The following is a 22,393-nucleotide window of genomic DNA, read 5'->3' as shown; positions in this document are numbered from 1 at the left end:
CAGGCGGCGTCCGCTCGGCCGCCTCAGGGCTCGGCCAGCACGCAGCGCGTGCCGGTGTAGATGGTCGGCATGCACCGGTTGCAGTGAATGCACCGGGAGGCGGTGGCCCGGTCCCGCTGGATCCGGATCGGCAGGTCGGGCTCCATGAGCAGCGCCCTGCCCATGGCCGCGAACTGGAAGCCCTCCCGCATGGCCAGGTCCATGGCCGGGCGGCCGGTGATGCCGCCGAGCAGGACCAGCGGCATGCGCAGGGCGGCCCGGAAGCGGCGGGCGTCGTCAAGGAGATAGGTCTCCCGGTAGGGGTAGGTCCGCAGGAACCGGCGGCCCAGCAGCCGCACGCCCAGCCGCTGGGGCCGCGGGAAGACCCCGGCGAACTCCCTGAGCGGGGCCTCCCCCTTGAACAGGTACATCGGGTTGAGCAGCGAACTGCCCGCGGTCAGCTCGATGGCGTCGAGGCCGCCGTCCTCCTCCAGCCAGGCCGCGACCTGGAGGCTCTCCTCGGGCACCAGGCCGCCGCGCACCCCGTCGTCCATGTTGAGCTTGGCCAGGATCGCGATCCGGCCGCCCACGGCCTCGCGCACGGCACGGGCCACCTCGCGGGCCATCCGGGCGCGGTTGGCCAGGCTTCCGCCGTAGCCGTCGGCCCGGCGGTTGAGCCGGGGGCTGAGGAAGGCGCTGACCAGGTAGTTGTGCCCCAGATGGATCTCGACGGCGTCGAAGCCCGACTCCGCCGCGATGAGCGCCGCCTCGGCGTGCGCCCGCACGACGCGCTCGATGTCCGCCCTCGTCGCCGCCCGGGTCATGGTCATGCCCATCGGGTTGAACCGCCGGGTCGGGGCCAGCGCGGGGAGCCGGTTGGAGGCCGGGTTGGCCACCGGACCGGCGTGGCCGATCTGCGCGGAGACGGCCGCCCCCTCGGCGTGTACGGCGGCCGCCAGCCGGCGCAGCCCGGGGACGGCCTCCGGGCGCATCCAGATCTGCCGGCGCTCGGTGCGCCCCTCGGGCGCGACCGCGCAGTAGGCGACGGTGGTCATGCCCACGCCGCCGGCGGCCGTCCGGCGGTGGAACTCGACCAGATCGTCGGAGACCAGCGCCTCGGGGGTCCGGCCCTCGAAAGTGGCGGACTTGATCAGGCGGTTGCGCAGGGTGATCGGCCCGAGCTTCGCGGGGGCGAAGACGTCGGCCACGGTTCCGGCCATGAGTCACTGTTTACCAAACAAGCGCTTGGATTGCATCAGTCCGGCCGGTGACGGGTGCGGCGGGGGCGGCCCTCGTAGAATGAATCGGCGACACATATTGTGCGCAACACATCATCTGCGCCGCGCACCCGGACCGCGCCGCGCGACCGGATCCGGAGGGGTGGCCGCCACATGCCGAACGAGGACCGCGACCGGCTGATCCAGCGGGTGGTCGCCGACAGCCGCAGGCACTACGCCGCCTACACGCTGTTCAACCAGGCCCTCGCCGAGCACCTCGGGCTCCACCCCACCGACCTGCAGTGTCTCAGCCTCCTCTCGCTGGAGGCGGAGCCGCTGACCACGGGAGAGATCGCCAGACTGACCGGCCTGACCTCGGGGTCGGCCACCCGGCTGGTGGACCGGCTCGACCGGGCCGGGCTGGTGGTCCGGCAGAGCGACCCCGGCGACCGCAGGAAGACGCTGGTCTCCCTGGCCCCCAGGCCCGTGTCGGAGGTGGACGCCGCCTGGGAGACCCCCGGCGAGGCGTTCCTCACGGCCCTGGACGACTTCACCGACGAGCAGCTCGCCGTCATCGGCGACTATCTCCGCCGGGTCTCCGCGGTCGGCGCCGAGCAGGCCGCCCGGCTGGCCTCCGCCCGCGGCTCCGGCCGCAAGGGCGCGTAGTGCACGCCCCCGCGGAGCGGGGCCAACGATCGTAGAGCATCGGAGGCCCCGGCTCACCGCCATCATCGAATCCGGTATCCGACGGGCTCTCCAGCCGGCTTTCTACCGCAAAACCCGACTTTTCGCCTTTCCAGTGAATACAGTCCAGCGTTATCGGGCGGTGACCACCCTTCACAGAAGGGCGGAGGCGAGTGGACGGGGTGGCGGGCGGCCATGGATCCGATCGGTGACGATCTGCTCAGAGTCATGGAGCCGGAGCTCGGATACCGGGAGCGGGCCGGTCAGCACACCACGTTCGGCGAGTGGTATTCGACCAGCGTCGTCCAGGACCCCCAGTACAGGACGGCCCCCTGGTGCGACATGGTCATCGCCTGGGCCGCCGACAAGGCCGGCGTCGCGGACTTCGTCGGCCAGTTCGCCTGGACGCCCTCCCACGCCCGCTGGTTCGAGACGCGGGGCGCCTGGTCCAGGGAGCCGGAGCCGGGGGCGCTGGTCTTCTTCGACTGGTCGGGCGGCAAGGACATCAAGGGCATCGACCACGTCGGCGTCGTCGAGCGGGTCGACGGTGGAACGATCCACACCATCGAGGGCAACGTCGACGGGGTCTGGCTGAGACGCAAGACGCGCGACGAGAGCAAGGTCGTCGGATACGGGCTGCCGCGCAAGGTCAAGGAGCGCCTGAACGGGACCTCCTCCGGCGAGGCGGGCCTGGCGGGGACCCCCTCCGGCGAGGACGCGACCGTCCCGCAGGCGGCCGGGCGGATCGAGGTCCGCCCGGCGCCCGCCCCCGGCGCCGTGGCCGCCGCCCGCCCGGGGACGCCGGCGATCCCCCTGGAGACCGCGCCGGTCGCGGGGGTGCTCCTGCTCGTCCTCGCCGCGACGCTCGTCCTGGCCAGACGCCACGCGCGCACCCCGGCCGCCGGGCCGCCCGCCGTACCGGCCGCCGGACGGCACCGCAGACAGGGCCCGGGGACGGGCACGGTGACCGGACCGGACGTCGGCCGGCCCGCCGGGACGGCCGCACCCGGAGCAGACTGCGACCGGCCCGGCCGGCCCGGCGGAGCGGCCGCACCCGGGACGGCCCCGTCCCACTCCCGGCCGGCCGGCAGGGGCGCGGCGGCCTCCAGGGGCACGGCCGCGGGTGGCGCGGGTCCGGCACGCCCCGCGGGCGTCAAGGCCGGCCGGCGGCCGTACTCGTCCGGGCCGGGTGAGCGCGCCGAGAGCCCGGCCGGCACGACGGCCCGGTTTGATTCATAAGGTTAGGCAAAGCTAAGTTGCTCACGACGACCTTTCCGAGCGGAGGCAGCACGAGATGACAGCCGTCAGTGAGCAGACCGTAGAGCGCGTGGAGGAGATCCTCCCCTACTGCGCCTTCCACGTCCGGGTCCTGCGGACGCTGCGGCTCAGCCCGAGCTTCCTCCGGGTGACCTTCGCCGGCGAGGAGCTGTCGGCCTTCGCCGACAACGGGTTCGACCAGCGGATCAAGCTGATCCTCCCGCTGCCCGACGGCGGCTTCACCCCCCTCGGCGACGGGGCCGACTGGTACCAGCGGTGGCGGGCGCTCCCGCCGGAGCTGCGCAATCCGATCCGCACCTACACCGTGCGGGCCGTACGGCCGCGCCGGTGCGAGCTCGACGTCGACTTCGTGCTGCACGGCGACGCCGGCCCCGCCTCCCGCTGGGCGACCCACGCCGCCCCGGGGCACCGGGCCGTGGTCGTCGGCCCCAACGCGGCCTGCCCCGGGCCCACCGGCGGCCAGGAATGGGCCCCGCCGGCCGGGGCCACGCGCCTGCTGCTGGCCGGTGACGAGACGGCCGCCCCCGCCATCGCCGCCATCGCCGAGAGCCTCTCCGGCGACGTGCGGGCCACCGTCCTGCTGGAGGTGCCGGAGCGCGCCGACGCGCTCCCCCTCGACGTACGGCCGGGTGTGGAGGTCACCTGGCTGCCCCGCGAGGGGGCCCGCCACGGCGAACTGCTCGTCCCGGCCGTCCGCGAGGCCGTCGCCGGGATCACCCCGGCGGGCGGCGAGGCCGCCGATCCGCTGGAGGACGTCGACGTCGACGCGGAGATCCTGTGGGAGATCCCCCAGCCCTCCGGCCGCGACGGCCTGTACGCCTGGCTGGCCGGCGAGGCGGGCGTGGTCAAGCTGCTCCGCCGCCACCTCGTGCAGGAGGCCGGGGTCGACCGCTCGTCGGTGGCGTTCATGGGCTACTGGCGGCTGGGGCGCGCGGAGATCGACTGAGCGCCGGAGCCGCTCCGCGGAGCCCGTCGGCGGGCCGGCCGCAGCCGCTACCACCCGCGGCCGGCACCGGTGGTAGCCCGGCGGACTCCGGGTAGTGACCGGTGCATGACGGTCACCGGATTCACTGGGCGGGTCACGGCGTCGTGGACCCGGGCCCGCCACCGCCACCGCTGGCTGGACCACCTGGCCCGCGCCGGCGTGCGCTACGACCAGGCGGACGGTGGACGGCTGTCGGCCGCTCTCACCTATTACTCGTTCTTCGCACTGTTCGCGCTCGCCCTGCTGAGCTTCGCGATCATCGGGCACGTCCTGGACGATCCGCACGTGATACGCACGGTGCAGCGCTATCTCACCGACAACTTCCCCCGCCTCGACGTGCAGGCGCTGCGCGACGCCCGGAGCACGGCCGGGCTGGTCGCCCTCGTCGGCATGCCGGTCACCGGCCTGTTCTGGATGGACACCCTGCGCTCGGCGATCAGGGCGATCTGGCGGATCGAGGAGTACCCGGGCCGTTTCCTGCTGCGCCAGCTCATCGACCTGGGCGTGCTGGCCGGGCTCGGAGCCCTGCTGTCGGCCTCGCTCGCGGTCGCCTTCGCCGCCGAGGCGCTGCTCGACTGGCTGCTGGTGCACACCGTGGGCGTCGACGACGCCCCGGCCCGGTGGCTGACGTCCGCGGTCGCGTTCCTGCTCGGCTTCGGGGTGAACACCCTGCTGGCGGCCGCCCTGCTGACCGCGCCCCCGCGGCTGCGGCTGCCGCTGCGCCGGGTCCTCGGGCCCGCGCTGTCGGTCAGCCTCGGCCTGGAGGTCCTCAAAACCCTCGGCCAGTTCTATCTGGAGCTCACCGCGGCCAACCCCGCCTACCAGGTGGTGGCCGGCGCCGTCGCGCTGCTGGCCTTCCTCAAGATCCTCAATCAGATCATCCTGTTCGCCGCCGCGCTCACCGCCACCAGCACCGCCGGGGACATCGTCGACCTGGCCGTCCGCCGCGCGCCCTCCGCCCCGGCGGCCCTGACCTGACCCTCGCCCGTCCCCGCGGGCACGCCGGGCCGCGGCGGACGCGGGTGTGCGAACATGGCCGGGACACCGATCGCCTCACGGAACGGGGCCGATCCTCCCGGGAGAGAAGGGCGCCCGCATGCCTCACGGCGGACCGGCCGGCACGGCGCGCCTGACGGCCGACGGCCTCCGGCTGCCGTCGTTGACGCGCTGCCTGGCCGGGCAGGGGTGGCGGACCGTCACCTCGGGCCCGGCGGACCTGGCCGTGGAGGCGACCGGCGACGGCTACGAGGCGGCCTTCGACGGTGAGGGTCACTGGTTCGCCTCGCTGGCCGAGCTCGCCGGCTGGGCCGGGCGGCCAGCGGCCCGGCGGTCACCGGGCCTGCGCCCGGCCGAGACCCGCGTGGTCGCCGGGACGATGGCCGACGTGTCGGCCATCGGCCCGTTCTTCGCCGTCTCGACGGACCCCGCGCAGGGGGCCGACCCGGCCTGGCGCCCGCTCACCGCGCTCTACGCCGACGTCGGCGCCCTGCGTGCCCGGATCCGCGACGTCGGGCGGTTGCTGGGCACCGGCGAGGCGAGAGTCGCCGCCTCGATCCTGTTCCAGGGGCTGGCCGCCCGGCTCTGGTCACCGGTCGTCGGCGCGGCCTCCGTCCGGGCCGTGCTGCCCGACCTCGCCCCCGCCGGCGTCCACTGGCGGCCCGTCGCCGGCGGCCCGCTCCCGCTGTGGGCGCCCCGCCCGGCCGGCTGGGAGATCGCCGACCCCGGCCGGGCCGCCGGGCTGATCCACCGCAACGTGGTGACCGAGCTGCTCGGACCGCTGGCCGAGGCCGTGCAGGAGATCACCGGGGTCGCCCCGGGGCTGCTGTGGGGCAACGCGGCCTCCGCCCTGGCCGGGACCCTGTCGGCCATCGCGCGCGAGCGGCCGGACGCCGTCCCCCGGGCCGCCCCGCTCACCCGTGAGCTGCTGGCCCTCGGGGTCCTGGAGGGGGCGGGCGAGCTGGCCGAGCCGGCCCCCGGCCGTCATTTCTTCGTCCGGCACAGCTGCTGCCTCTACTACCGCGTGCCCGGCGGCGGCAAGTGCGGCGACTGCGCCCTGCTGGACCCCGAGATCCGCCGCGACCAGTGGGCGCAGGCCGTACGGCAGGCCAGCGCGGCCCCCTGACCCGGGCTGTCCGGATTGCACCGATACTGGAACGGTGCTGAGCAGTCACCGCCTGCGGGTGCTTCGGGAGGTCTTCCGGACGGGGAGCATCGCGGGAGCCGCGCGCACCCTGCGGCTCTCGCCGTCCGCCGTGTCCCACCAGCTGTCCAGGCTGGAGGAGGAGGCGGGGGTCGGCCTGGTCGAGCGGGGCGCGCAGAGCCTGCGGCTGACCGCGGCCGGGCGGCGGCTCGCGACCCGGGCGCAGGAGGTGCTCGACATCATCGAGGCCGCCGAGAAGGACCTGCTGGCGCAGGCCCGGGCCGATGCCGGGCAGCTACGGATCGGGTTCTTCGCCTCCGCGGGATACCGGCTGCTGCCGCTGGCGCTGTCGACCTTCACCGCCCGCCACCCCGCCGTGGAGCTCGACCTGGTGCTCGGCCAGCCGCACGAGCTCCTGCCCGACCTGGAGCGTGGCGCGCTCGACGTGCTGGTGGTCTTCGAGCACGCGCTCGACCCGTGGAAGCCGCCGGAGGGGGTCGAGGTCACCCACCTGTTCGACGAGCCGCAGCTGCTGGTCGTGCCGCCGGGCCACCCTGCCGGGCAGCGGCAGCGAGTACGGCTCGCCGACCTGTCCGACGAGCCGTGGATCACCACCTACGGCACCGACACCCCGGTCTCGGTGCTGGAGCGGGCCAGCGCGCTGGAGGGGTTCAACCCGATGATCCGCTGTCGCAGCGACCACTACGAGGTCACGCTGGGACTGGTCAAGGCCGGGCTGGGGGTGGCACTGGTGCCCAGCCTCGGCGCGCAGGGCGCCGCGGGCATCCAGGTGTGCCGGCTGGACGGGCCCCGCCTCTACCGCAGGATCGGCGCCGCCACCCGCCCGACCAACCCCAACCCGGCGCTGCGCTCCTTCATCGACTACCTGCGCGACGCCTCGGCCCAGATCCGCAACGCCCTGCGCTGAGCCCGGGGGCTCCGGCCGGAGCGGACCGGCCCGCGGGCGCCGCCGTCCCGGGGCGCGCCCGCTCCCCTGGACGGCGGGACCGGTCCCCTCCGCTATGCGGGCGCCTCGCCCCCGGCCCGGGACAGGACCAGCTCCACCAGGTCGGCGACGGCTCCGTCCGCGCAGGCGCCGACCACGACGCCGGCCGCCGCCCGGACCTCCGGGTGGCCGTCGCCGACCGCGGCCCCGAGCCCGGCGGTCGTGATCATGTCGATGTCGTTGGGGTTGTCGCCGATGGCCGCGACCTGCTCCAGCGGCACGCCGCGGGAGGCCGCCAGCTCGCGCAGCGCCGTGCCCTTGGTGGCGCCCTCGGGCAGCACTTCCAGGTAGGTGGCCTCGGAGCGGACGGTGACCGTCCCCGGGATGTCCAGGACGGGCAGCGGGTCGCCGATCAGCATGCACTTGGTGATCTCACCGGGCGGCAGCGCCGACCAGTCGCCCGGATCGCGCAGCGTGATCCCGTCGCGCCGGGCGTAGTCCCGCAGTTCGGGCGCGTCATGGACGGCCAGCGCCTCCCCGCCGGAGAACGCCACCGGGTGGACGCCCCGCGGGAGCCCGTCGAACAGCTCCAGCAGCGCCTTCCAGGCGTCCGCCGACAGGTGGCGGGAGCGCAGCACGGCTCCGGTGCCGAGGTCCACGGTCCGGGCGCCGTTGTAGAGGATCGCCGCGCCGGACAGGCCCAGCTCGTCGTAGTAGCGCAGGGCCGACGCCTCCATGCGCCCGGTCGCGATGACGACCTCTCCGCCCGCGGCGCGGAAGCGGCGCAGCGCGTCCCGGCTGGGGGGCACCATGGCCAGGTCCCGTCCGACGAGCGTCCCGTCCAGGTCGGTGACGATCCAGCGGATCACCGGGTGCCCCCCGCCGTGGAGACCTCGGCCATCACGGAGCCGGCGAGGTCGAAGCCGCCCACGCAGGCGAGATAGCCGCCGGGCGTGAGGACGTCGCCGGACAGCGGGATGTAGACGCCCCCGGCCTGCTCCACCAGGAGCGAACCGGCCGCCACGTCCCAGGCGTTGACGTGCGTGCCGTAGGCGACGTCGGACCAGCCGGCGGCGATGTGCGCCAGCTTCAGCGCCGCGCTCCCCGGGCGGCGCGTGCTGGCGAAGGCGTTGACCATCCGGGCGAAGCGATGCAGCGCCGCCTCGCCGCCGGCGGCCAGGTCACGCGGTGTGGGGTAGCTCGACAGCAGCACCGCCTCCCGGTCGGTGCGCGCGCCGGAGCTGCGGATCGGCGCGCCGTTGCAGAAGGCCCCGTCGAGCGAGGCGGTGAACTCGTCGTCGCGGACGGGGTCGTAGACGGTGCCCGCCACCACCTTTCCGTCCACCACCGCCCCGATGGAGGTGCAGAAGAACGGCAGGCCGGCGGCGAAGTTCGCGGTGCCGTCGATGGGGTCGACGTACCAGCGGATGTCGCCCTCCCCCCGGACCCCGTCCTCCTCCCCCTCCACGACGCTGCCCGGGCACAGGCGGTCCAGGACCTCGCGGATGCGCTCCTCGGCCGCTCTGTCGTGCTCGGTCACCGGGTCGTGGAAGTCGCGTTTGGTCCGCACCTCGGGCCGGGAGCGGAAGGCGTCCCTGAGCTGGCCGCCGACCGCTCTGGCCGCCTCGACCGCGATGGCGGCCAGTTCGCGCGAGACGCTCAGGTCCATGTCTCCTCCAGGAGGTTCAGAAGGCCGCGGGGATCCTCGACTGTCGCCTGAGGGCTCTGGCGCACCTTGTAGGGGATCTCGCCGGTGCTCCGGGAGACCATCAGGACGGTGGCCCCAACTCCGGCGCGGGCCCCGCAGACCACGTCACGGTCGTAGTTGTCGCCGACGTACCAGGTCTCCGCGGGGTCGACGCCCAGTGCCCGGCAGGCGATCCAGATCATCTCCGGGTTGGGCTTGCGGACGCCGACCTCGTCGCTGTAGACCTGCACCGCCACCTGACGGTCGAGGCCGTTGCGGGCCATGTGGTCGCGGTGGACGGCCCCGCACAGGGCGTTGCTGACGACGGCGGGCGTGACACCGTGCGCCCAGCAGGCGTCCAGGAGCTCCTGCGTCCCGGGCCGGATGTCGCGTCCGCTGCGCAGCTCGCCCATCCGCCTGCAGAGCGGTGTCGCCTCGGCGGTCACCAGCGAGCGGGCCTGGTCCGGCCAGTCGCCCGCGACGAAGTCGGCCCAGAACCCGCGGTGCGTCATCTCCTCCGGGGCGGGCCGCCGGGAGGCGGAGTCCTTCCAGTACTTGTCGGCGCGCGCGCCGGCCCGGATGTCGCTCTCCACCTCGTCGAGGCCGAGGCCGTGGAAGCCGGCCCTGCCGAGGAGCTCGTGCACCTCCGCGGCGAGCTCGGCCGCCCACGACGGGCGTTTGACGGTCTCCACGATCACCCCGCCGAAGTCCAGCAGCAACGCCCTGGGCCGGATCACGCGCCGACCTCCGTCCGGTCCCAGGAGGAGATCCGGGCGCCGTCCGCGCCGAACAGGTGCATCTGGTCGGTCCAGCAGGTCAGCACCTCACCGGGGGCCGCCTCGACCGGCGTGTAGGAGAGCGCGTACAGCTCGGTGTCCAGGACGCGCAGCCGTACGGTCCAGGAGGAACCGGCCGGCAGCACCGCCTCGACCACGGCCTCCTCGCGCCAGGCGGAGCCGGGCGGCGCGCCCAGGCGCAGCGCCTCGGGCCGGATGCCGACGGCGGCGGGGACGCACCGCGCGGCGCGGGCCTCGACGGAGCGGAGCAGCGAGCCGGCCAGGCCGGTGCGGGAGGAGCCGACGTCGATGATCGCCATCGGCGGGCTGCCGACGAACTCGGCGACGAACCGGTTGGCGGGTCTGGCGTACATCTCCATCGGGGCGGCCAGCTGCTGCAGCTCGCCCTCGTTCATGACCGCGACGTCGGTGGCCATCGTGAGCGCCTCCAGCTGGTCGTGGGTGACGAAGACGATCGTCGCGCCGGACTCCTCGTGGATGCGTTTGAGCTCGGCGCGCATCTCCAGGCGGAGCCGGGCGTCGAGGTTGGACAGCGGCTCGTCGAGCAGCAGCACCGTGGGGTTGATCGCCAGCATCCTGGCCAGCGCGACGCGCTGCTGCTGGCCGCCGGAGAGCTGGGAGGGGTAGCGGTCCATGGCGGCGTCGACGTGGACCATCCTCAGCGCCGCCTCCGCCCTGGCCCGCCGCTCGGGGCCGGGCACTTTGCGCATCCGCAGGCCGAACTCGACGTTCTCGCGCACCGACAGGTGGGGCCAGAGCGCGTAGTTCTGGAAGACCAGCCCCATGCCGCGTTTCTCCGGTGGGACGTAGAGGCCGCGCTCGACGGAGTCGAGGACCCTGTCGCCGACGGCGATGGTGCCCGCACTCGGCTGCTCAAGCCCGGCGATCATCCGCAGCGTGGTCGTCTTGCCGCAGCCCGAGGGGCCCAGCAGGCACATGAACGCGCCGTCGGGGACGGTCAGATCGAGGTTCTTCACGGCGTGGTCGCCACCGCCGTAGCTCTTGGCGACTCCGCTCAGGGTGATGTTCGGCATCTATCCTCCTAGGCCGGACGCCAGGCTGCTGTTGGTCAGACGCTGCGTCAGGTAGGTCATGGTGAAGGAGACCAAGGCGATCACGAGCACGACCGCGTTGGCGAGCTGGGTGTATCCGTAGTCCACGAGGCCGATCGACAGGGTCGTGAGGAGCTGCGTCCCGGTGGTGGTCAGCATGATGACGATGCTGAGCTCCTTGAGCCCGGAGATGAACGGCAGCACGATCCCGGTGACGAGGGCGCCCTTCTGGATCGGGAAGATGATCCGCCGCATCCGCTGCCACCAGGAGGCCCCGGCGATCTGCGCGGCCTCCTCCGGTTCGCGGCCGAGCTGCATCATCGCCGCGATGCCCGAGCGCGAGCTGTAGGGCAGGTGCGTCACGGCCATCACCAGGATCAGCAGGAAGGTCGTCCCGTACAGCGCGGGGAGGGGGCCCCGGGCGACGGCGAACAGCGACAGCGAGGCGGCCGCGAACGCGATGCCGGGGATGAGGTAGGGCAGGAAGGAGACCTGGCGGAGGAACCCGGCGACGCGTGGAGCCGTCCCGCGCACCACGACGTAGCCGATCAGCAGGCCGGCGACCGCGCAGATCAGCGAGGCCAGGCCGACGATGCGCAGCGAGTTCCACGCCGCCGTCCACAGCTCGGAGCCGCGCAGGACACCGTGCGGGAAGCCGACCGCTCCGGGCAGCCGCTCGGCGAGCCAGTAGTCGAGGGTGAAGGTGGACAGGTCCAGCGGCGTGCGGGTGACCGTCGACAGCAGCAGCGTGAACACCGGGACCAGAACGCTCACCGCGAAGACCACCAGGCCCAGCCCGAACAGGGGCCAGCGCCAGCGGCGCAGGTCGCCCAGCCGGTCCATCGCGCCCTTGCCGCCCACCGTGACGAAGCGGCGGTGCTCACGCATCAGCCGGGTGTCGGTGAAGACGATCAGCACCCCGATGATCACGATGACGGCGGCGAGCACGGACGCCACGCCGGTGCTGCGGTCCCGGATCGACTGGAACAGCCCGGTGGACAGCACCCGGTAGTCGGCCGGCAGGCCGAGCACGTAGGGCGTGCCGAACGTGCCGAGCACCCGGCCGACCACCAGCAGCACGGCCGAGGACAGCGCCGGGAGCATCAGCGGCACCACGATCCGCCGGATGACGGTCCGCTGCGGGGCACCGAGGATCCGCGCGGAGTCCTCCAGCTGCGCGTCGATGCGGCGCAGCGCGTTTCCGACCAGGAGCAGCACGAACGGGTAGTAGTGCAGTCCCAGGGTGATGATGATCGGTACCGCGCCGTAGGCGAGCCAGTCGGGGGTCCTGATCCCCTGGGCCTGCAGGAATCCGACCTGCCCGGCGGCCCGCTCGTTCTTGAACAGCGACAGCCAGGCCAGGGAGAAGGTCCACGACGGCAGCATGTAGGGGACCACCAGGGCGCCGGCGAGCCATCTGCGCCCCGGCACGTTGGTCCTGGTCACCAGCCAGGCCATGCCGCCCCCGACGACCAGTGCGAACAGCGTGGTGCCCACCGCGATCACCAGGGTGTTGAGCAGCGGCTCCCAGAACAGCAGGCCGCTGATCTGGGACCGGAACACCCGCCACAGGTAGTAGCCGGTCCATTCGCCCGGTCGCTGCCCGGCGTGCACCTCGTCGCCGTACTGCAGGCGGAAGGCGTCCGACAGCACCGCGACCAGCGGCGCCACGACGAGGTAGGCGAGCAGGATGACGAGGATCAATCCGAGTGCGGCGGTCGGGTCGTGGCGCAGCACTCGGAGCCGGTAGACCAGCCTGCGCCGCCTCGGCGGAGGTGGCGGAGTCTCCGCCTTGGTGAGAACAGCCATGGGTACTTCCTTCGGGGGGTTCACACGGACCGGCGCGGCGCGTGGTCCGTCAGCTTCCTCAGTGGCTCCACTCGGACATCAGCGGCTCCGCCGGGCGTCAGGGGCTCCACTTGAACGTCGATGGCTCCGCTCGGACATCAGTGGCTCCGCTTGAGCATCGCGTCGGCGAGCGCGTCGGCGGCCTCGCCCAGCCGCCGGCCCACCGCGTCGAGACGCGACAGCAGCTCGCGCCGGCGCAGGGTGTCCATCTCCAGCGGCCCGGCGAACAGCTCGGTGAGCCGGGTCTGGTAGAGCTGGCGGACCCGGCTGCAGGACTTGCGCGTCGCCAGCACGGCCACGGTGACCGAACCGGGGTCGTCGATCATCTTCAGGACGGCGTTCTCCAGCTCGTCGAGACCGTCGATCACCGCCTGCAGCGGCTCGACGGCGAAGCCGAGGTCCTCCGGCCCGAACAGGTCGGTCTCACGCACGTAGTCGCGCAGGTGGTCCAGCACGTCGTCGACCGAGCGGGAGAGTCTGAACAGGTCCTCCCGGTCGATGGGGGTCGCCAGCACCCGCCGCAGGACGCGCACCAGCTCGGCCCGCGCCGCGTCGCCCTCGTGCTCCACCTCGGCCATCTGGGCGCGCGCGGCCGATCGCCCGACCGCGCCGGACGCGGTCGAGCGGGCCAGCACGGCCCCGGCCCGGGCGACGTCGACCTGGCCGCGGACCAGGTCGACGACCCGCCGTCCGGACCGGCCGCGCAGGTCGTCCCAGGCCCGCGCGAACCGCCGGGCGCGGCCGTCGGCGCCGCTCACAGCAGCCTCAGCGCGAGTCCGGCCAGGCAGCCCAGCGCCATCGACGACGGCAGCGTGACCACCCATGCCGTGCCCATGTTCACGACGCCCTGCCATCGCACCCTCCTGGCTCCCTCACTCGCCGCCACGCCGACGACCCCGGCCGTGATCGACTGGGTCATGCTCACCGGGCTCCCCAGGGCCGAGCTGCCGAGGACGGCGCCGGTGGCCGCCGCCTCGGCCGAGACGATGTGCAGCGGCCGGGTGATGACCAGGCCGCGGCCCAGCCGCTCCCCGACGGGCGCCAGGCTGGTCAGGGCGCCGGCGAGGAAGACCGCCGCGAGGACGGCCATCCACGCCGGCGGCACCTCGACGGGGCCGACGCCGCCCAGCCCGTGACGGCCCACACCGACCGCGACGCTCACCACCGCGATCATCTTCTGGCCGTCGTTCAGCGCGTACGCCACGCACTGGGCCGCGTAGGCCAGCAGGTGGGCGGCGAGCACGAGCCGGGACATCCGGCGGTGGGACGGCACCCGGCGTGACACGTTCCCCAGCAGGTAGCCCAGGACCAGCCCGGCCAGGGGCGCGCCGGCCCCGACCGCCAGGACGGCCGCCAGGGCCGACCACGACACCGGGAGCCCGGCGCCGATCCCCGCGCCGCTTATGCCGCCGATCACCGCGAGCGTCAGGCTGGTGGGCAGCCCCCTGCCGGTCAGGACCGCGACCACGGCCACCGCGATCGCCACCCCCGCCAGGAACGCCGCCGCGCCGCCGCTCGTCCCGAGCCCCGCCAGCCGCTCGGTGAAGGTCCGCGCGACCGTGATCCCCAGCAGGTACGGCACCGCGAAGAGCACCGCCACCGGAAGCGCGGCGACCGCCCATCCCGGGGAGCGGGGGAACCGGAGGCCGAGGCCGATGAGCGTGGCCCCGTCGTTGGCCCCGCTGACCAGCACGAAGAGGACCGCCACCGCGGCGAACGCCAGCGTCCACCCCATCAGAGGTAGGGCTGCTGGTCGCGTTTGGCCTGCTCGTAGTGCCGGCGTGCCGCCCTGACCTCGGCCAGTCCCGAGGTCTCGGCGACGGGGACGTCCCACCAGGCGGTGGTGTCCGGGCCGGGGCCGGGAACGGTCTCGACGCAGACGACCGTGGTGCGGGTGGAGGCGCGGGCGGCGGCCAGCGCCTCCCGCAGCGCCGGGCGGCTGTCGGCGCGCGACACGTCGGCGCCGAGGCTGGCGGCGTTGGCGGCCAGGTCCACCGGCAGGAACGGGCCGTCCAGCTCGCCGGTGGCGCCGCGCGCGCGGTGGGCGGTGCCCAGCCGGCGGGCGCCGACCGACTCGCTGAGGTCGCCGATGGAGGCATAGCCGTGGTTGTCGACCACGATCACGATGAGCTTGACGCCCTCCTGCACGGCGGTGACGATCTCCTGGGCCATCATCAGGTAGGAGCCGTCGCCGACCAGCACGAACACCTCCCGGTCGGGGGCGGCGAGTTTCACGCCGAGGCCGCCGGCGATCTCGTAGCCCATGCAGGAGTAGCCGTACTCGACGTGGTATTGGTCGGGGCCGCCGGCGCGCCAGAGTTTGTGCAGGTCCCCGGGCATCGATCCGGCGGCGTTGACCACCACGTCCGACGGCTGGGCGCACTGGTTGAGGGTCTCCAGCAGCACCGGCTGGGTGAGCGCGTCACCGGCGGTCAGCTCGGCGGTGCGGGCCTGCCAGGCGGTGGTGAGCTGGGTGGCGCGGGCGCTCCAGCCCGGGTCGGCGCTCCAGCCGTCCAACTGCCCGCTCAGCGTAAGCAGGGCCTGGCGGGCGTCGGCGACGAGCGTCTGCGCCGCGTGTTTGACCGCGTCGAAGGCGGTGATGTTGATGTTGAGGAATCTCGCCTGCCCGAACAGGGTGCGGGAGGCGGTGGTGAAGTCGCTGTAGCGGGTGCCGACGCCGATGACCAGGTCGGCCTCGCGGGCCAGGGCGTTGGCGGCGGCGGTGCCGGTGTGCCCGATGGCGCCGACGGCGTGGGGGTGGTCGTGGGGCAGGGCGCCCTTGCCGGCCTGGGTCTCGGCGACCGGGATGCGGTGGCGGGCGGCGAAGGCGGCCAGCTCGACGCAGGCGTCGCTGTGTTTGACGCCGCCGCCGGCGATGATCAGCGGCCGCCGGCAGGTGCGCAGCAGGGTCAGGGCGCGGGCCAGCGCGGCGGGTTCGGGGACGGGGCGGGGCACGTGCCACAGGCGGCGGGCGAACAGCTCCGCGGGCCAGTCGTGGGCCTCGGCCTGGACGTCCTGGGGCAGGGCGAGGGTGACCGCGCCGGTCTCGGCGGGGTCGGTCAGCACCCGCATCGCGGCCAGCAGCGCCGAGGGTAGTTGCTCGGGCCGGTTGATCCGGTCGAAGAATCGGCTGACCGGGCGGAGGGTGTCGTTGACGGTCACGTCGTAGGAGCGGGGGTCCTCCAGTTCCTGCAGCACCGGGTTGGCGACCCGGGTGGCGAAGACGTCGCCGGGCAGCAGCAGGACGGGCAGGCGGTTGATGGTGGCCAGGGCGGCGCCGGTGACGAGGTTGGTGGCGCCGGGCCCGATGGAGGTGGTGCAGGCCAGGGTGGACAGGCGGTGGCGGGTACGGGCGTAGCCGACGGCGGTGTGGACCATTGCCTGTTCGTTGCGGGCCGGGTGGTAGGGCAGTGCGGCGTGGCTGCCGGCGCCCTGTTCGGCCAGGGCCTGGCCGAGGCCGGCGACGTTGCCGTGGCCGAAGATGCCGAGGACGGCGGGGATCAGGCGGTGTTCGGCGCCGTCGCGTTCGGTCCATTGGTTGGCCAGGAAGCGCACGAGCGCCTGCGCCGTGGTGAGCCTCATGAAGTGCCTCCGAGGGATCCGGCCCGGGCGTCCGCGACACGGCGCGACACGCGGGAGTCGATCGCCTGCCCCGCCCAGGAGGAGCGGATCCAGGCGTGCTGGGGGTCGTCGCGGAAGGCCATGGACCGTGTGGGGGCGGGTCCGGCCAGGACGTTGAGGTAGTACAGGTCGTAGCCGGGGGCGGCCATCGACGGGCCGTGGTAGCCGTGCGGGACGAGCACCACGTCGCCGCCCGAGACCTCGGTCAGGGTGTCGTGGGTGCCGTAGACCCGCTGGTAGCCGGGGCCGCCCTCGAAGTAGTAGATCTCCTCCAGCACGGCCTCGTGCGGGGAGGCGGTGTCGTGCTTGTGCGGGGGGTAGGAGGACCAGTTGCCGCCGGGGGTGAGCACCTCGACCGCCACCAGCTTGTCGCAGTCGAAGGCGTCGGGGGCGCAGAAGTTGTTGACCTGGCGGCTGGCCTGGCCCGCGCCGCGCACCTCGACCGGCACCTCGCGCGCCGGGCCGTACCGGACCGGGAAACGCCGGGTCGCCCGCGCCGCGGGGAGCGCGAAGCGGCCCCGGCCGGTGATCCGGACAGACGTCCTGATCGGCAGATAGGCGAAGTCGGTGACCGTGTCGAAGACCGAGGTCCGGCCGGCCAGCGACAGCCGTACGCCGTCGCACTCGACCTCGCACGGGCCCGACAGCGGCAGGACCAGCATCTCCTCCTCACCGGTGGTGAACTCCACGCTCCCGCCGGACAGGTCCACGACCCGCAGCCCGGCGTAGGCCCACCCGGCCGACTCCGGAGTGATCTCCACCGCCCATGGGGAGGATGCGGCCGCGCCGCGGGGGATGTGCGTCATGACGTCTCCAGCAGGCTCACCGCGGTGTCGACCGCCGCGGCCACGTCGTCGCCGGGCGGGTAGAGCAGTGCCCGGCCGACGACCAGGCCCCGCACCCCGGGCAGGCGCAGCGCCTTGCTCCAGGAGTCGAAGACCTGCTCGGGCGCCTGGGCGGGGTCGCCGCCGAGCAGCAGGGTCGGCAGCGTCGTGGCCCGCATCACCCGCTCCATGTCGTCGACCACCGGGAGCTTCAGCCACGTGTGCGCGGAGGTCGCGCCGAGCCCCTGGCCGACGCTGATGGCGTGGATCATCCCCTCCGGCGACAGGTCGTGCCTGACCGCGCCGTCGACCCTGCGCGACCAGAACGGCTCGACCATCGCCATCAGGCCGTGCCCGGCCAGCTCCGTGACCGCCGTCGCGCAGGACTCCAGGGTGGCGGCGGTCGCGGGGTCGTCCAGACCGATCCGGCAGAGCATCTTGCCGCCGTCCAGGCCCATCCGGACGATCGAGGCGGCGTCGTAGGCGGTGAAGCGGTCGTCGAACTCGAAGGCCGCGCCCTGCAGGCCGCCCCGGTTCATCGAGCCGATGACGAGCTTGCCCTCCAGCGCGCCGAGCAGCAGCAGGTCCTCCACGATGTCGGGGGTGGCCAGCAGGCCGTCCACCCCCGGCCGGGCCAGGGCGGTCATGAGCCGCGCCAGCAGCTCGACGCGGCCGGCCATGGCCATCGGCCGGCCGGCGACACCGAGCATGCCCCGCGCCGTGTGGTCGGCCGCGACGATCAGAAGCCGGTCACGGTCCTCCAGCAGGCTCCGCCGCCGCCGGGCCGCCGCCGCCTCGGCCACCCGCCAGGGAGAACGCGCGCGGGTCTCGCGCAGCCGGTGATAGTCCTCCTCACGCATGTGCGGCATCTCCCTTCAACGTGTCATCGGACAGGACGCCCTCCACCTCGTCGAGGGTGGGCATGGCGGGCGCGCAGGCCAACCGCCCCGCCACGATCGCCCCCGCCGCGTTGGCGAACCGCAGCACCCGCTCCAACGGCCACCCCTCCAACAACCCATGACACAACGCCCCGCCGAAGGCGTCACCGGCCCCCAACCCGTTGACCACCTCCACCGGCACCGGCGCCACCTCCACCGTCTGCGTCCGCGTCATCCCCACCACCCCGGCCGACCCCCGCTTGATCACCGCCAGCTCCACCCCCGCCTCCAGCAACATCCGCCCCGCCGCCAACGGCTCCCGCACCCCGGTGGCCACCTCCACCTCATCCACATTCCCCACCGCCACCGTCACCTGCCCCAACGCCCGCCGCACCTGCGCCCGCGCCGCCCCCACCCCCGGCCAGAACACCGGCCGGTAATCCAGATCCAGCACCGTGTGCACCCGCCGCCCCCGCGCCCGCCACGCCGCGAAATGCGCCCCCCGCGACGGCTCCCGCGACAACCCCGTCACCGTCGCCCACAGCACCCGCGCCCCGGCCACCGCCTCCAGATCCAACTCCCCCGCCAAGATCTCCAGATCCGGCGCCTTGGGATGCCGGTAGAAATACAGCGGGAAATCCTCCGGCGGCCGGATCTCACAGAACGTCACCGGCGTCGGCAGCCCCGGCACCGCCGTGACATACCGGTCATCGACCCCGTAGGCCCGCAACGCGTCATGGACGAACAACCCGAACGGATCGGCCCCGGTCCGGGTGATCACCGCACTGGAACGGCCCAGCCGGGCCGCCGCCACCGCCACGTTGACCGGACTGCCGCCCAGATACTTGCCGAAGGTCTCCACCTCCCGCAGCCCCACCCCCACCTGCAGCGGGTAGACGTCCACCCCCACCCGCCCCATGGTCAACACCTCGATCACGCGACGCTCCTGAGGAAGGCCAGGCTCGCGCGGACGTCGTCGAGCGGGCCCGCGCCGGCTGGAGGTTCGGAGCCGAGCACGACGTCCTGCTCCAGGACGTACCAGCCGGAGTATCCGGCCGCGCCCAGCCCCTCGGTGGCGGTCAGGCCCAGGTCGCGCATCTCGGCGAGCACCTGGGAACGGTCGAGCTGGCGGCCCCAGCCCGGCACCTCGCAGACGCCCCAGGAGATCGGGGCAGCGGCGGTCTTCACTTGGTCACCTCCGCCATCCGGACCGGACGCCCCTCGCGCCTGGACAGCTCGGCGGCCTCGGCGACGTAGAGCGCGGCCAGGGCGTCATCGACCGTGCAGGGACTCTCCCGCTCGCCCCGCGCCGCGGCCAGGAACGCGCCCATCTCGGCCACGTAGGCGGCCTCGAACCTGACGGCGAAGTCCGGCCACGGCTCACCCGGCGGCTGCCACCCCTCGGCGCTGGTCAGCGGCACACGCCGATCCAGACCCGCCACCTGGGTCCCCACCGTGCCCGCCAGCTCCATCCGCACGTCGTACCCGGCGCCGTTGTAACGCGAGCCCTGCACCGTCACCAGCGTGCCGTCGTCCAGGATGAGCAGCGCGGCACTGGTGTCGACGTCACCGGCCTCGGCGAAGAAGGCCGCACCCCGGTTGGCACCGGCGGCATAGACGAACTCCACCTCACGGCCGGTGACCCAGCGCAGGATGTCGAAATCATGGATGTGACAGTCCCGGAAGATCCCCCCCGAGGCGGGCACGTAACCGGCCGCCGGCGGCCGGGGATCGGCGGTGACCAGGTGCACCCGGTGCAACGTGCCCAGCCCGCCCCCGCGCAGCGCCGCCCGCGCCGCCGCGTAACCGGCGTCGAAACGCCGCTGGAACCCGATGTGCACCACCGTCCCGCTCCGCTCGGCCGCCTTGAGGACCCGCAGCGTGTCCTCCACCCCGATCGCGACCGGCTTCTCACAGAAGGCCGGCACCCCCAGCTCACAGGCCCGCAGCAACAGCTCCGCGTGACCCGCCGTCGGAGTCGCGATCACCACCGCGTCCGCGTCGAAGGCGTCGCCGACGCGGGCCCCGAGCTGTCCGGCCACCGCCTCGGCCCGGCTCCGGTCGGCGTCGGAGACGACCAGCTCGTCGACAAGAGCAGCGAGGGTGGCGGCGTGAAACGCGCCTATACGACCAAGGCCCAGCAAGCCCACACGCATGATGACTCCTCGTCCAGGGGCCTCCAGTTCTAGATGAACGACAGATGGCAGTCAAGACTTTGTCCTGACATTCGGACTATCTATCATCATCACCAGCCTGAGGCGCCGGACGGCGGGCGCGGTCAGCGCTCCACGAGGGTGACCTCCAGGGAGTAGTGGGAGGCGCGATAGACGTGGGAGCCGTGCTCCACGGCCCTGCCCTGGTCGTCATAGGCCGTGCGGACCATCGTGAGCAGGGGGCAGGAACGGCGCTCCTGCAGCAGCCGGGCCTCCGCCGGGGTGGCGGCGCGGGCGCCGATCCGCTGGTTGGCGACCCGCATGCGGACGCCCGTCGCGCGGAGCAGCTCGTAGAGTCCCCGTCCCTCCAACGCCTCGGCCGACAGGGGGGCCGGCCCGACCGGCAGCCAGTTGTGCAGCAGGGCCAGCGGTTCCCCCAGCGCGTATCTGAGCCGCTCCAGCCGGAGCACCGCGGTGCCCGGCGGGAGACCCAGGGCGCCGGCGACGTCCTCTTCGGCCGCGACCGTGCCGATGGACAGCACCCGGGTGACCGGCTCCTGCCCCGCCCTGCGCAGGTCGTCGTAGAGGCTGGTGAGTTCGACGGCCCGCTTGACCTGGCCGTGCACGACCTGCGTGCCGACGCCACGCTTGCGGACCACCAGCCCCTTGTCGACGAGGTACTGGATGGCCTGGCGGACGGTCGGGCGCGAGAGCCCCAGGTGGTCGGCGAGCTGGATCTCGTTGTCGAGCCGGGCTCCCGGGAGCAGCTCACCGGCCTGGATCGCCTCGGCGATCCGCTCGGCCACCTGGAAGTAGAGGGGCACGGGGCTCGACCTGTCGAGGTCGATGTCCAATCTCGTCACAGTCACGGTCAGACAGTAATGGACATCAGGATGTCCTGACCAATGGCCCGCCACCGCCCGTCCACGAGGTACGCGACGGGACCGCGCCGAGCGCTTCACAGAGGTAAGTATGTCTTGACAAATTGTTCACATGACGTTCATCGTTGAGCGCACTGCGGCGCCGGATCGGGGCTCTGCGCGGCGCATGCGACCCCTTGAGAGGCAAGAGGAGTGACGCCATCGTGAGGCGTACCCGGAAGATCATCCCTGCGGCGCTGCTGGCACTGGCCGTCGCCGCGTGCGCGCCCTCCACGGGCGCCGGTGCCCCGCCCGGGACGGCGGCGGCCACGCCGCTGCCCGGCCCCTCGGTCGACGCGGACTTCGACCTCGACGCGCTGGTCACGGCCGCCAAGAAGGAGGGCAGCCTGCTGGTCTACGACTCCAGCGGCGACATCGAGGAGGTGGCCAAGGCGTTCACCGAGAAGTACGGCATCGCGATGGAGGGGGTGAAGTCCGACACCCCGCAGACGGCCGAGAAGATGACCAGGGAACACGCCGCCGACAACGTGACGATCGACGCGGCGATGCACGAGGACGGCGGGGTGCTGGTGGGCCAGCTCATCCCGCAGGACGTGGCGCGGACCTGGGTGCCCGCCGACCTGAAGGACCAGATCCCGCAGGAGAACCACAGCCCGCTGCTGGCGCTGTCGAAGGCCACCGTCTTCGCCTACAACACCAAGCTCTCCCCCGGCGGGTGCCCGGTGAAGAACGTGTGGGACCTGACCGAGCCGGAGTGGGCCGGCAAGCTGGTGATGCAGGATCCGCTGGGCAAACCGACCGTGCTGTCGTTCTTCACCCAGCTCGACGCCCACGGCAACCAGGCGCTGGAACAGGCCTACCAGGCGAAGTACGGCAAGGCGCTGGAGACCGGGGAGAAGAGCGCCGCCTACGAGTGGATCAAGCGGGTGGCGGGCAACAGGCCGGTGCTGACCGGATCCGACGAGGACATCTCCGGCGCGGTGGGCGCGCCGGGCGCCACCGACAAGAAGATCGGTTTCATGTCGATCTCGAAGTTCCGCAACAACGAGGACAAGGGGTACGCCCAGTCGACGTGCGCGGCGATGACGCCGTTCGCCGGCTTCAGCTATCCCAAGTATGTCGCGGTCGCCACCAAGAGCAGGCACCCCAACGCGGCCAAGCTGTACGTCCACTTCATCATGACCGAGGAGGGCGTCAAGCACGAGATCGGCGAGGGCGGCGTCTCCGGCAACGCCACGGTCAAGCCGCTGGTCACCCCGCCCGGGCTGGACGACTGGCAGGCCCGGCTCTTCCACACCGACCCCAAGGGACTGCTCGGCGACCTCCAGAACCGCCAGACGGTCTCCGACTTCTGGCGCGTCAACCACGGATGATCCGGTGAACGGAGAAGCCCCCGGCGAGCCAGGGCGGATTTCAGGGGTCG

22 protein-coding genes are annotated in these 22,393 nt (G+C 73.3%); 7 read left to right on the top strand and 15 right to left on the bottom strand.

The features are described 5' to 3' along the window. Nucleotides 1–23 precede the first annotated feature (23 nt). Entirely contained in the window at nt 24–1,199 is a 1,176-nt protein-coding gene (locus tag J2S55_RS35180) for an NADH:flavin oxidoreductase (RefSeq protein WP_306869843.1), read from the bottom strand. A 171-nt stretch (nt 1,200–1,370) separates the two neighbouring features. On the opposite strand from J2S55_RS35180, the gene J2S55_RS35175 reads away from it, so the two are divergent. The 6 genes from J2S55_RS35175 to J2S55_RS35150 all read left to right on the top strand — a co-directional run bounded on the left by J2S55_RS35175 (nt 1,371) and on the right by J2S55_RS35150 (nt 7,211). Next, nucleotides 1,371–1,862 (top strand): MarR family winged helix-turn-helix transcriptional regulator, encoded by a 492-nt coding sequence (locus J2S55_RS35175; protein WP_306869842.1) that lies wholly within the window; start codon nt 1,371–1,373, stop codon nt 1,860–1,862. Between the two features lie 213 nt (nt 1,863–2,075). Beyond that, nucleotides 2,076–3,119, top strand: a complete 1,044-nt coding sequence (locus tag J2S55_RS35170) for a CHAP domain-containing protein (protein WP_306869841.1) — start codon at nt 2,076–2,078, stop codon at nt 3,117–3,119. A gap of 55 nt (nt 3,120–3,174) precedes the next feature. Continuing rightward, complete coding sequence (locus J2S55_RS35165) at nt 3,175–4,104, top strand: siderophore-interacting protein (protein WP_306869839.1); 930 nt, start codon at nt 3,175–3,177, stop codon at nt 4,102–4,104. Between the two features lie 105 nt (nt 4,105–4,209). Further along, nucleotides 4,210–5,121 carry a YihY/virulence factor BrkB family protein gene (locus J2S55_RS35160; protein WP_306869836.1) on the top strand — a complete coding sequence of 304 codons (912 nt, stop codon included), beginning with the start codon at nt 4,210–4,212 and terminating at the stop codon, nt 5,119–5,121. 118 nt (nt 5,122–5,239) lie between these two features. Further along, the gene (locus J2S55_RS35155) at nt 5,240–6,265 is read left to right on the top strand and encodes a (2Fe-2S)-binding protein (protein ID WP_306869834.1); all 1,026 of its coding nucleotides are present in this window, start codon (nt 5,240–5,242) and stop codon (nt 6,263–6,265) included. A gap of 34 nt (nt 6,266–6,299) precedes the next feature. Further along, nucleotides 6,300–7,211 (top strand): LysR family transcriptional regulator, encoded by a 912-nt coding sequence (locus J2S55_RS35150; protein ID WP_306869831.1) that lies wholly within the window; start codon nt 6,300–6,302, stop codon nt 7,209–7,211. Between the two features lie 92 nt (nt 7,212–7,303). On the opposite strand, the gene J2S55_RS35145 is transcribed toward J2S55_RS35150, so the two are convergent. From J2S55_RS35145 to J2S55_RS35080, 14 genes are all read right to left on the bottom strand, one after another. Beyond that, entirely contained in the window at nt 7,304–8,098 is a 795-nt protein-coding gene (locus tag J2S55_RS35145) for a Cof-type HAD-IIB family hydrolase (RefSeq protein WP_306869828.1), read from the bottom strand. Then, entirely contained in the window at nt 8,095–8,898 is an 804-nt protein-coding gene (locus J2S55_RS35140) for an inositol monophosphatase family protein (RefSeq protein ID WP_306869825.1), read from the bottom strand. The genes J2S55_RS35145 and J2S55_RS35140 overlap by 4 nt, the downstream gene beginning before the upstream one ends. Further along, complete coding sequence (locus J2S55_RS35135; protein WP_306869823.1) at nt 8,889–9,653, bottom strand: HAD family hydrolase; 765 nt, start codon at nt 9,651–9,653, stop codon at nt 8,889–8,891. Before J2S55_RS35135 ends, J2S55_RS35140 begins: the two co-directional genes overlap by 10 nt. After that, on the bottom strand, nt 9,650–10,747 hold the full coding sequence (locus J2S55_RS35130; protein WP_306869822.1) for an ABC transporter ATP-binding protein: 1,098 nt from the start codon (nt 10,745–10,747) through the stop codon (nt 9,650–9,652). Before J2S55_RS35130 ends, J2S55_RS35135 begins: the two co-directional genes overlap by 4 nt. Then, nucleotides 10,748–12,574: an ABC transporter permease gene (locus J2S55_RS35125; RefSeq protein WP_306869819.1), complete on the bottom strand. Its 1,827-nt coding sequence runs from the start codon at nt 12,572–12,574 to the stop codon at nt 10,748–10,750. A gap of 137 nt (nt 12,575–12,711) precedes the next feature. Continuing rightward, complete coding sequence (locus J2S55_RS35120) at nt 12,712–13,371, bottom strand: DUF47 domain-containing protein (RefSeq protein ID WP_306869817.1); 660 nt, start codon at nt 13,369–13,371, stop codon at nt 12,712–12,714. After that, entirely contained in the window at nt 13,368–14,348 is a 981-nt protein-coding gene (locus J2S55_RS35115) for an inorganic phosphate transporter (protein WP_306869815.1), read from the bottom strand. Before J2S55_RS35115 ends, J2S55_RS35120 begins: the two co-directional genes overlap by 4 nt. Next, nucleotides 14,348–16,195 carry a 3D-(3,5/4)-trihydroxycyclohexane-1,2-dione acylhydrolase (decyclizing) gene (iolD, locus tag J2S55_RS35110; RefSeq protein WP_306869814.1) on the bottom strand — a complete coding sequence of 616 codons (1,848 nt, stop codon included), beginning with the start codon at nt 16,193–16,195 and terminating at the stop codon, nt 14,348–14,350. The genes J2S55_RS35115 and iolD overlap by 1 nt, the downstream gene beginning before the upstream one ends. Next, on the bottom strand, nt 16,192–17,040 hold the full coding sequence (gene iolB / locus J2S55_RS35105) for a 5-deoxy-glucuronate isomerase (RefSeq protein ID WP_306869811.1): 849 nt from the start codon (nt 17,038–17,040) through the stop codon (nt 16,192–16,194). The genes iolD and iolB overlap by 4 nt, the downstream gene beginning before the upstream one ends. Beyond that, a complete protein-coding gene (locus J2S55_RS35100) occupies nt 17,037–17,918 on the bottom strand; it encodes a class I fructose-bisphosphate aldolase (RefSeq protein ID WP_306869810.1) in 882 nt (293 codons plus the stop codon). Before J2S55_RS35100 ends, iolB begins: the two co-directional genes overlap by 4 nt. Continuing rightward, nucleotides 17,911–18,873: a 5-dehydro-2-deoxygluconokinase gene (gene iolC, locus J2S55_RS35095; protein WP_306869807.1), complete on the bottom strand. Its 963-nt coding sequence runs from the start codon at nt 18,871–18,873 to the stop codon at nt 17,911–17,913. The genes J2S55_RS35100 and iolC overlap by 8 nt, the downstream gene beginning before the upstream one ends. Then, complete coding sequence (locus tag J2S55_RS35090; protein WP_306869805.1) at nt 18,870–19,124, bottom strand: hypothetical protein; 255 nt, start codon at nt 19,122–19,124, stop codon at nt 18,870–18,872. Before J2S55_RS35090 ends, iolC begins: the two co-directional genes overlap by 4 nt. Further along, complete coding sequence (locus J2S55_RS35085; RefSeq protein WP_306869802.1) at nt 19,121–20,092, bottom strand: Gfo/Idh/MocA family protein; 972 nt, start codon at nt 20,090–20,092, stop codon at nt 19,121–19,123. Before J2S55_RS35085 ends, J2S55_RS35090 begins: the two co-directional genes overlap by 4 nt. A 122-nt stretch (nt 20,093–20,214) precedes the next feature. Beyond that, nucleotides 20,215–20,958, bottom strand: a complete 744-nt coding sequence (locus J2S55_RS35080; RefSeq protein WP_306869800.1) for a GntR family transcriptional regulator — start codon at nt 20,956–20,958, stop codon at nt 20,215–20,217. A gap of 215 nt (nt 20,959–21,173) precedes the next feature. Here J2S55_RS35080 and J2S55_RS35075 point away from each other — a divergent pair, with 215 nt between their 5' ends. Then, nucleotides 21,174–22,343 carry an ABC transporter substrate-binding protein gene (locus tag J2S55_RS35075; protein WP_306869797.1) on the top strand — a complete coding sequence of 390 codons (1,170 nt, stop codon included), beginning with the start codon at nt 21,174–21,176 and terminating at the stop codon, nt 22,341–22,343. Nucleotides 22,344–22,393: the final 50 nt, after the last annotated feature.

It is taken from the genome of Streptosporangium brasiliense (assembly GCF_030811595.1).
GTDB classification, from domain to species: Bacteria; Actinomycetota; Actinomycetes; order Streptosporangiales; family Streptosporangiaceae; genus Streptosporangium; species Streptosporangium brasiliense.
The sequence above is the reverse complement of the archived record's forward strand: the minus strand, read 5'-3'. Positions and strand labels throughout refer to the sequence as shown.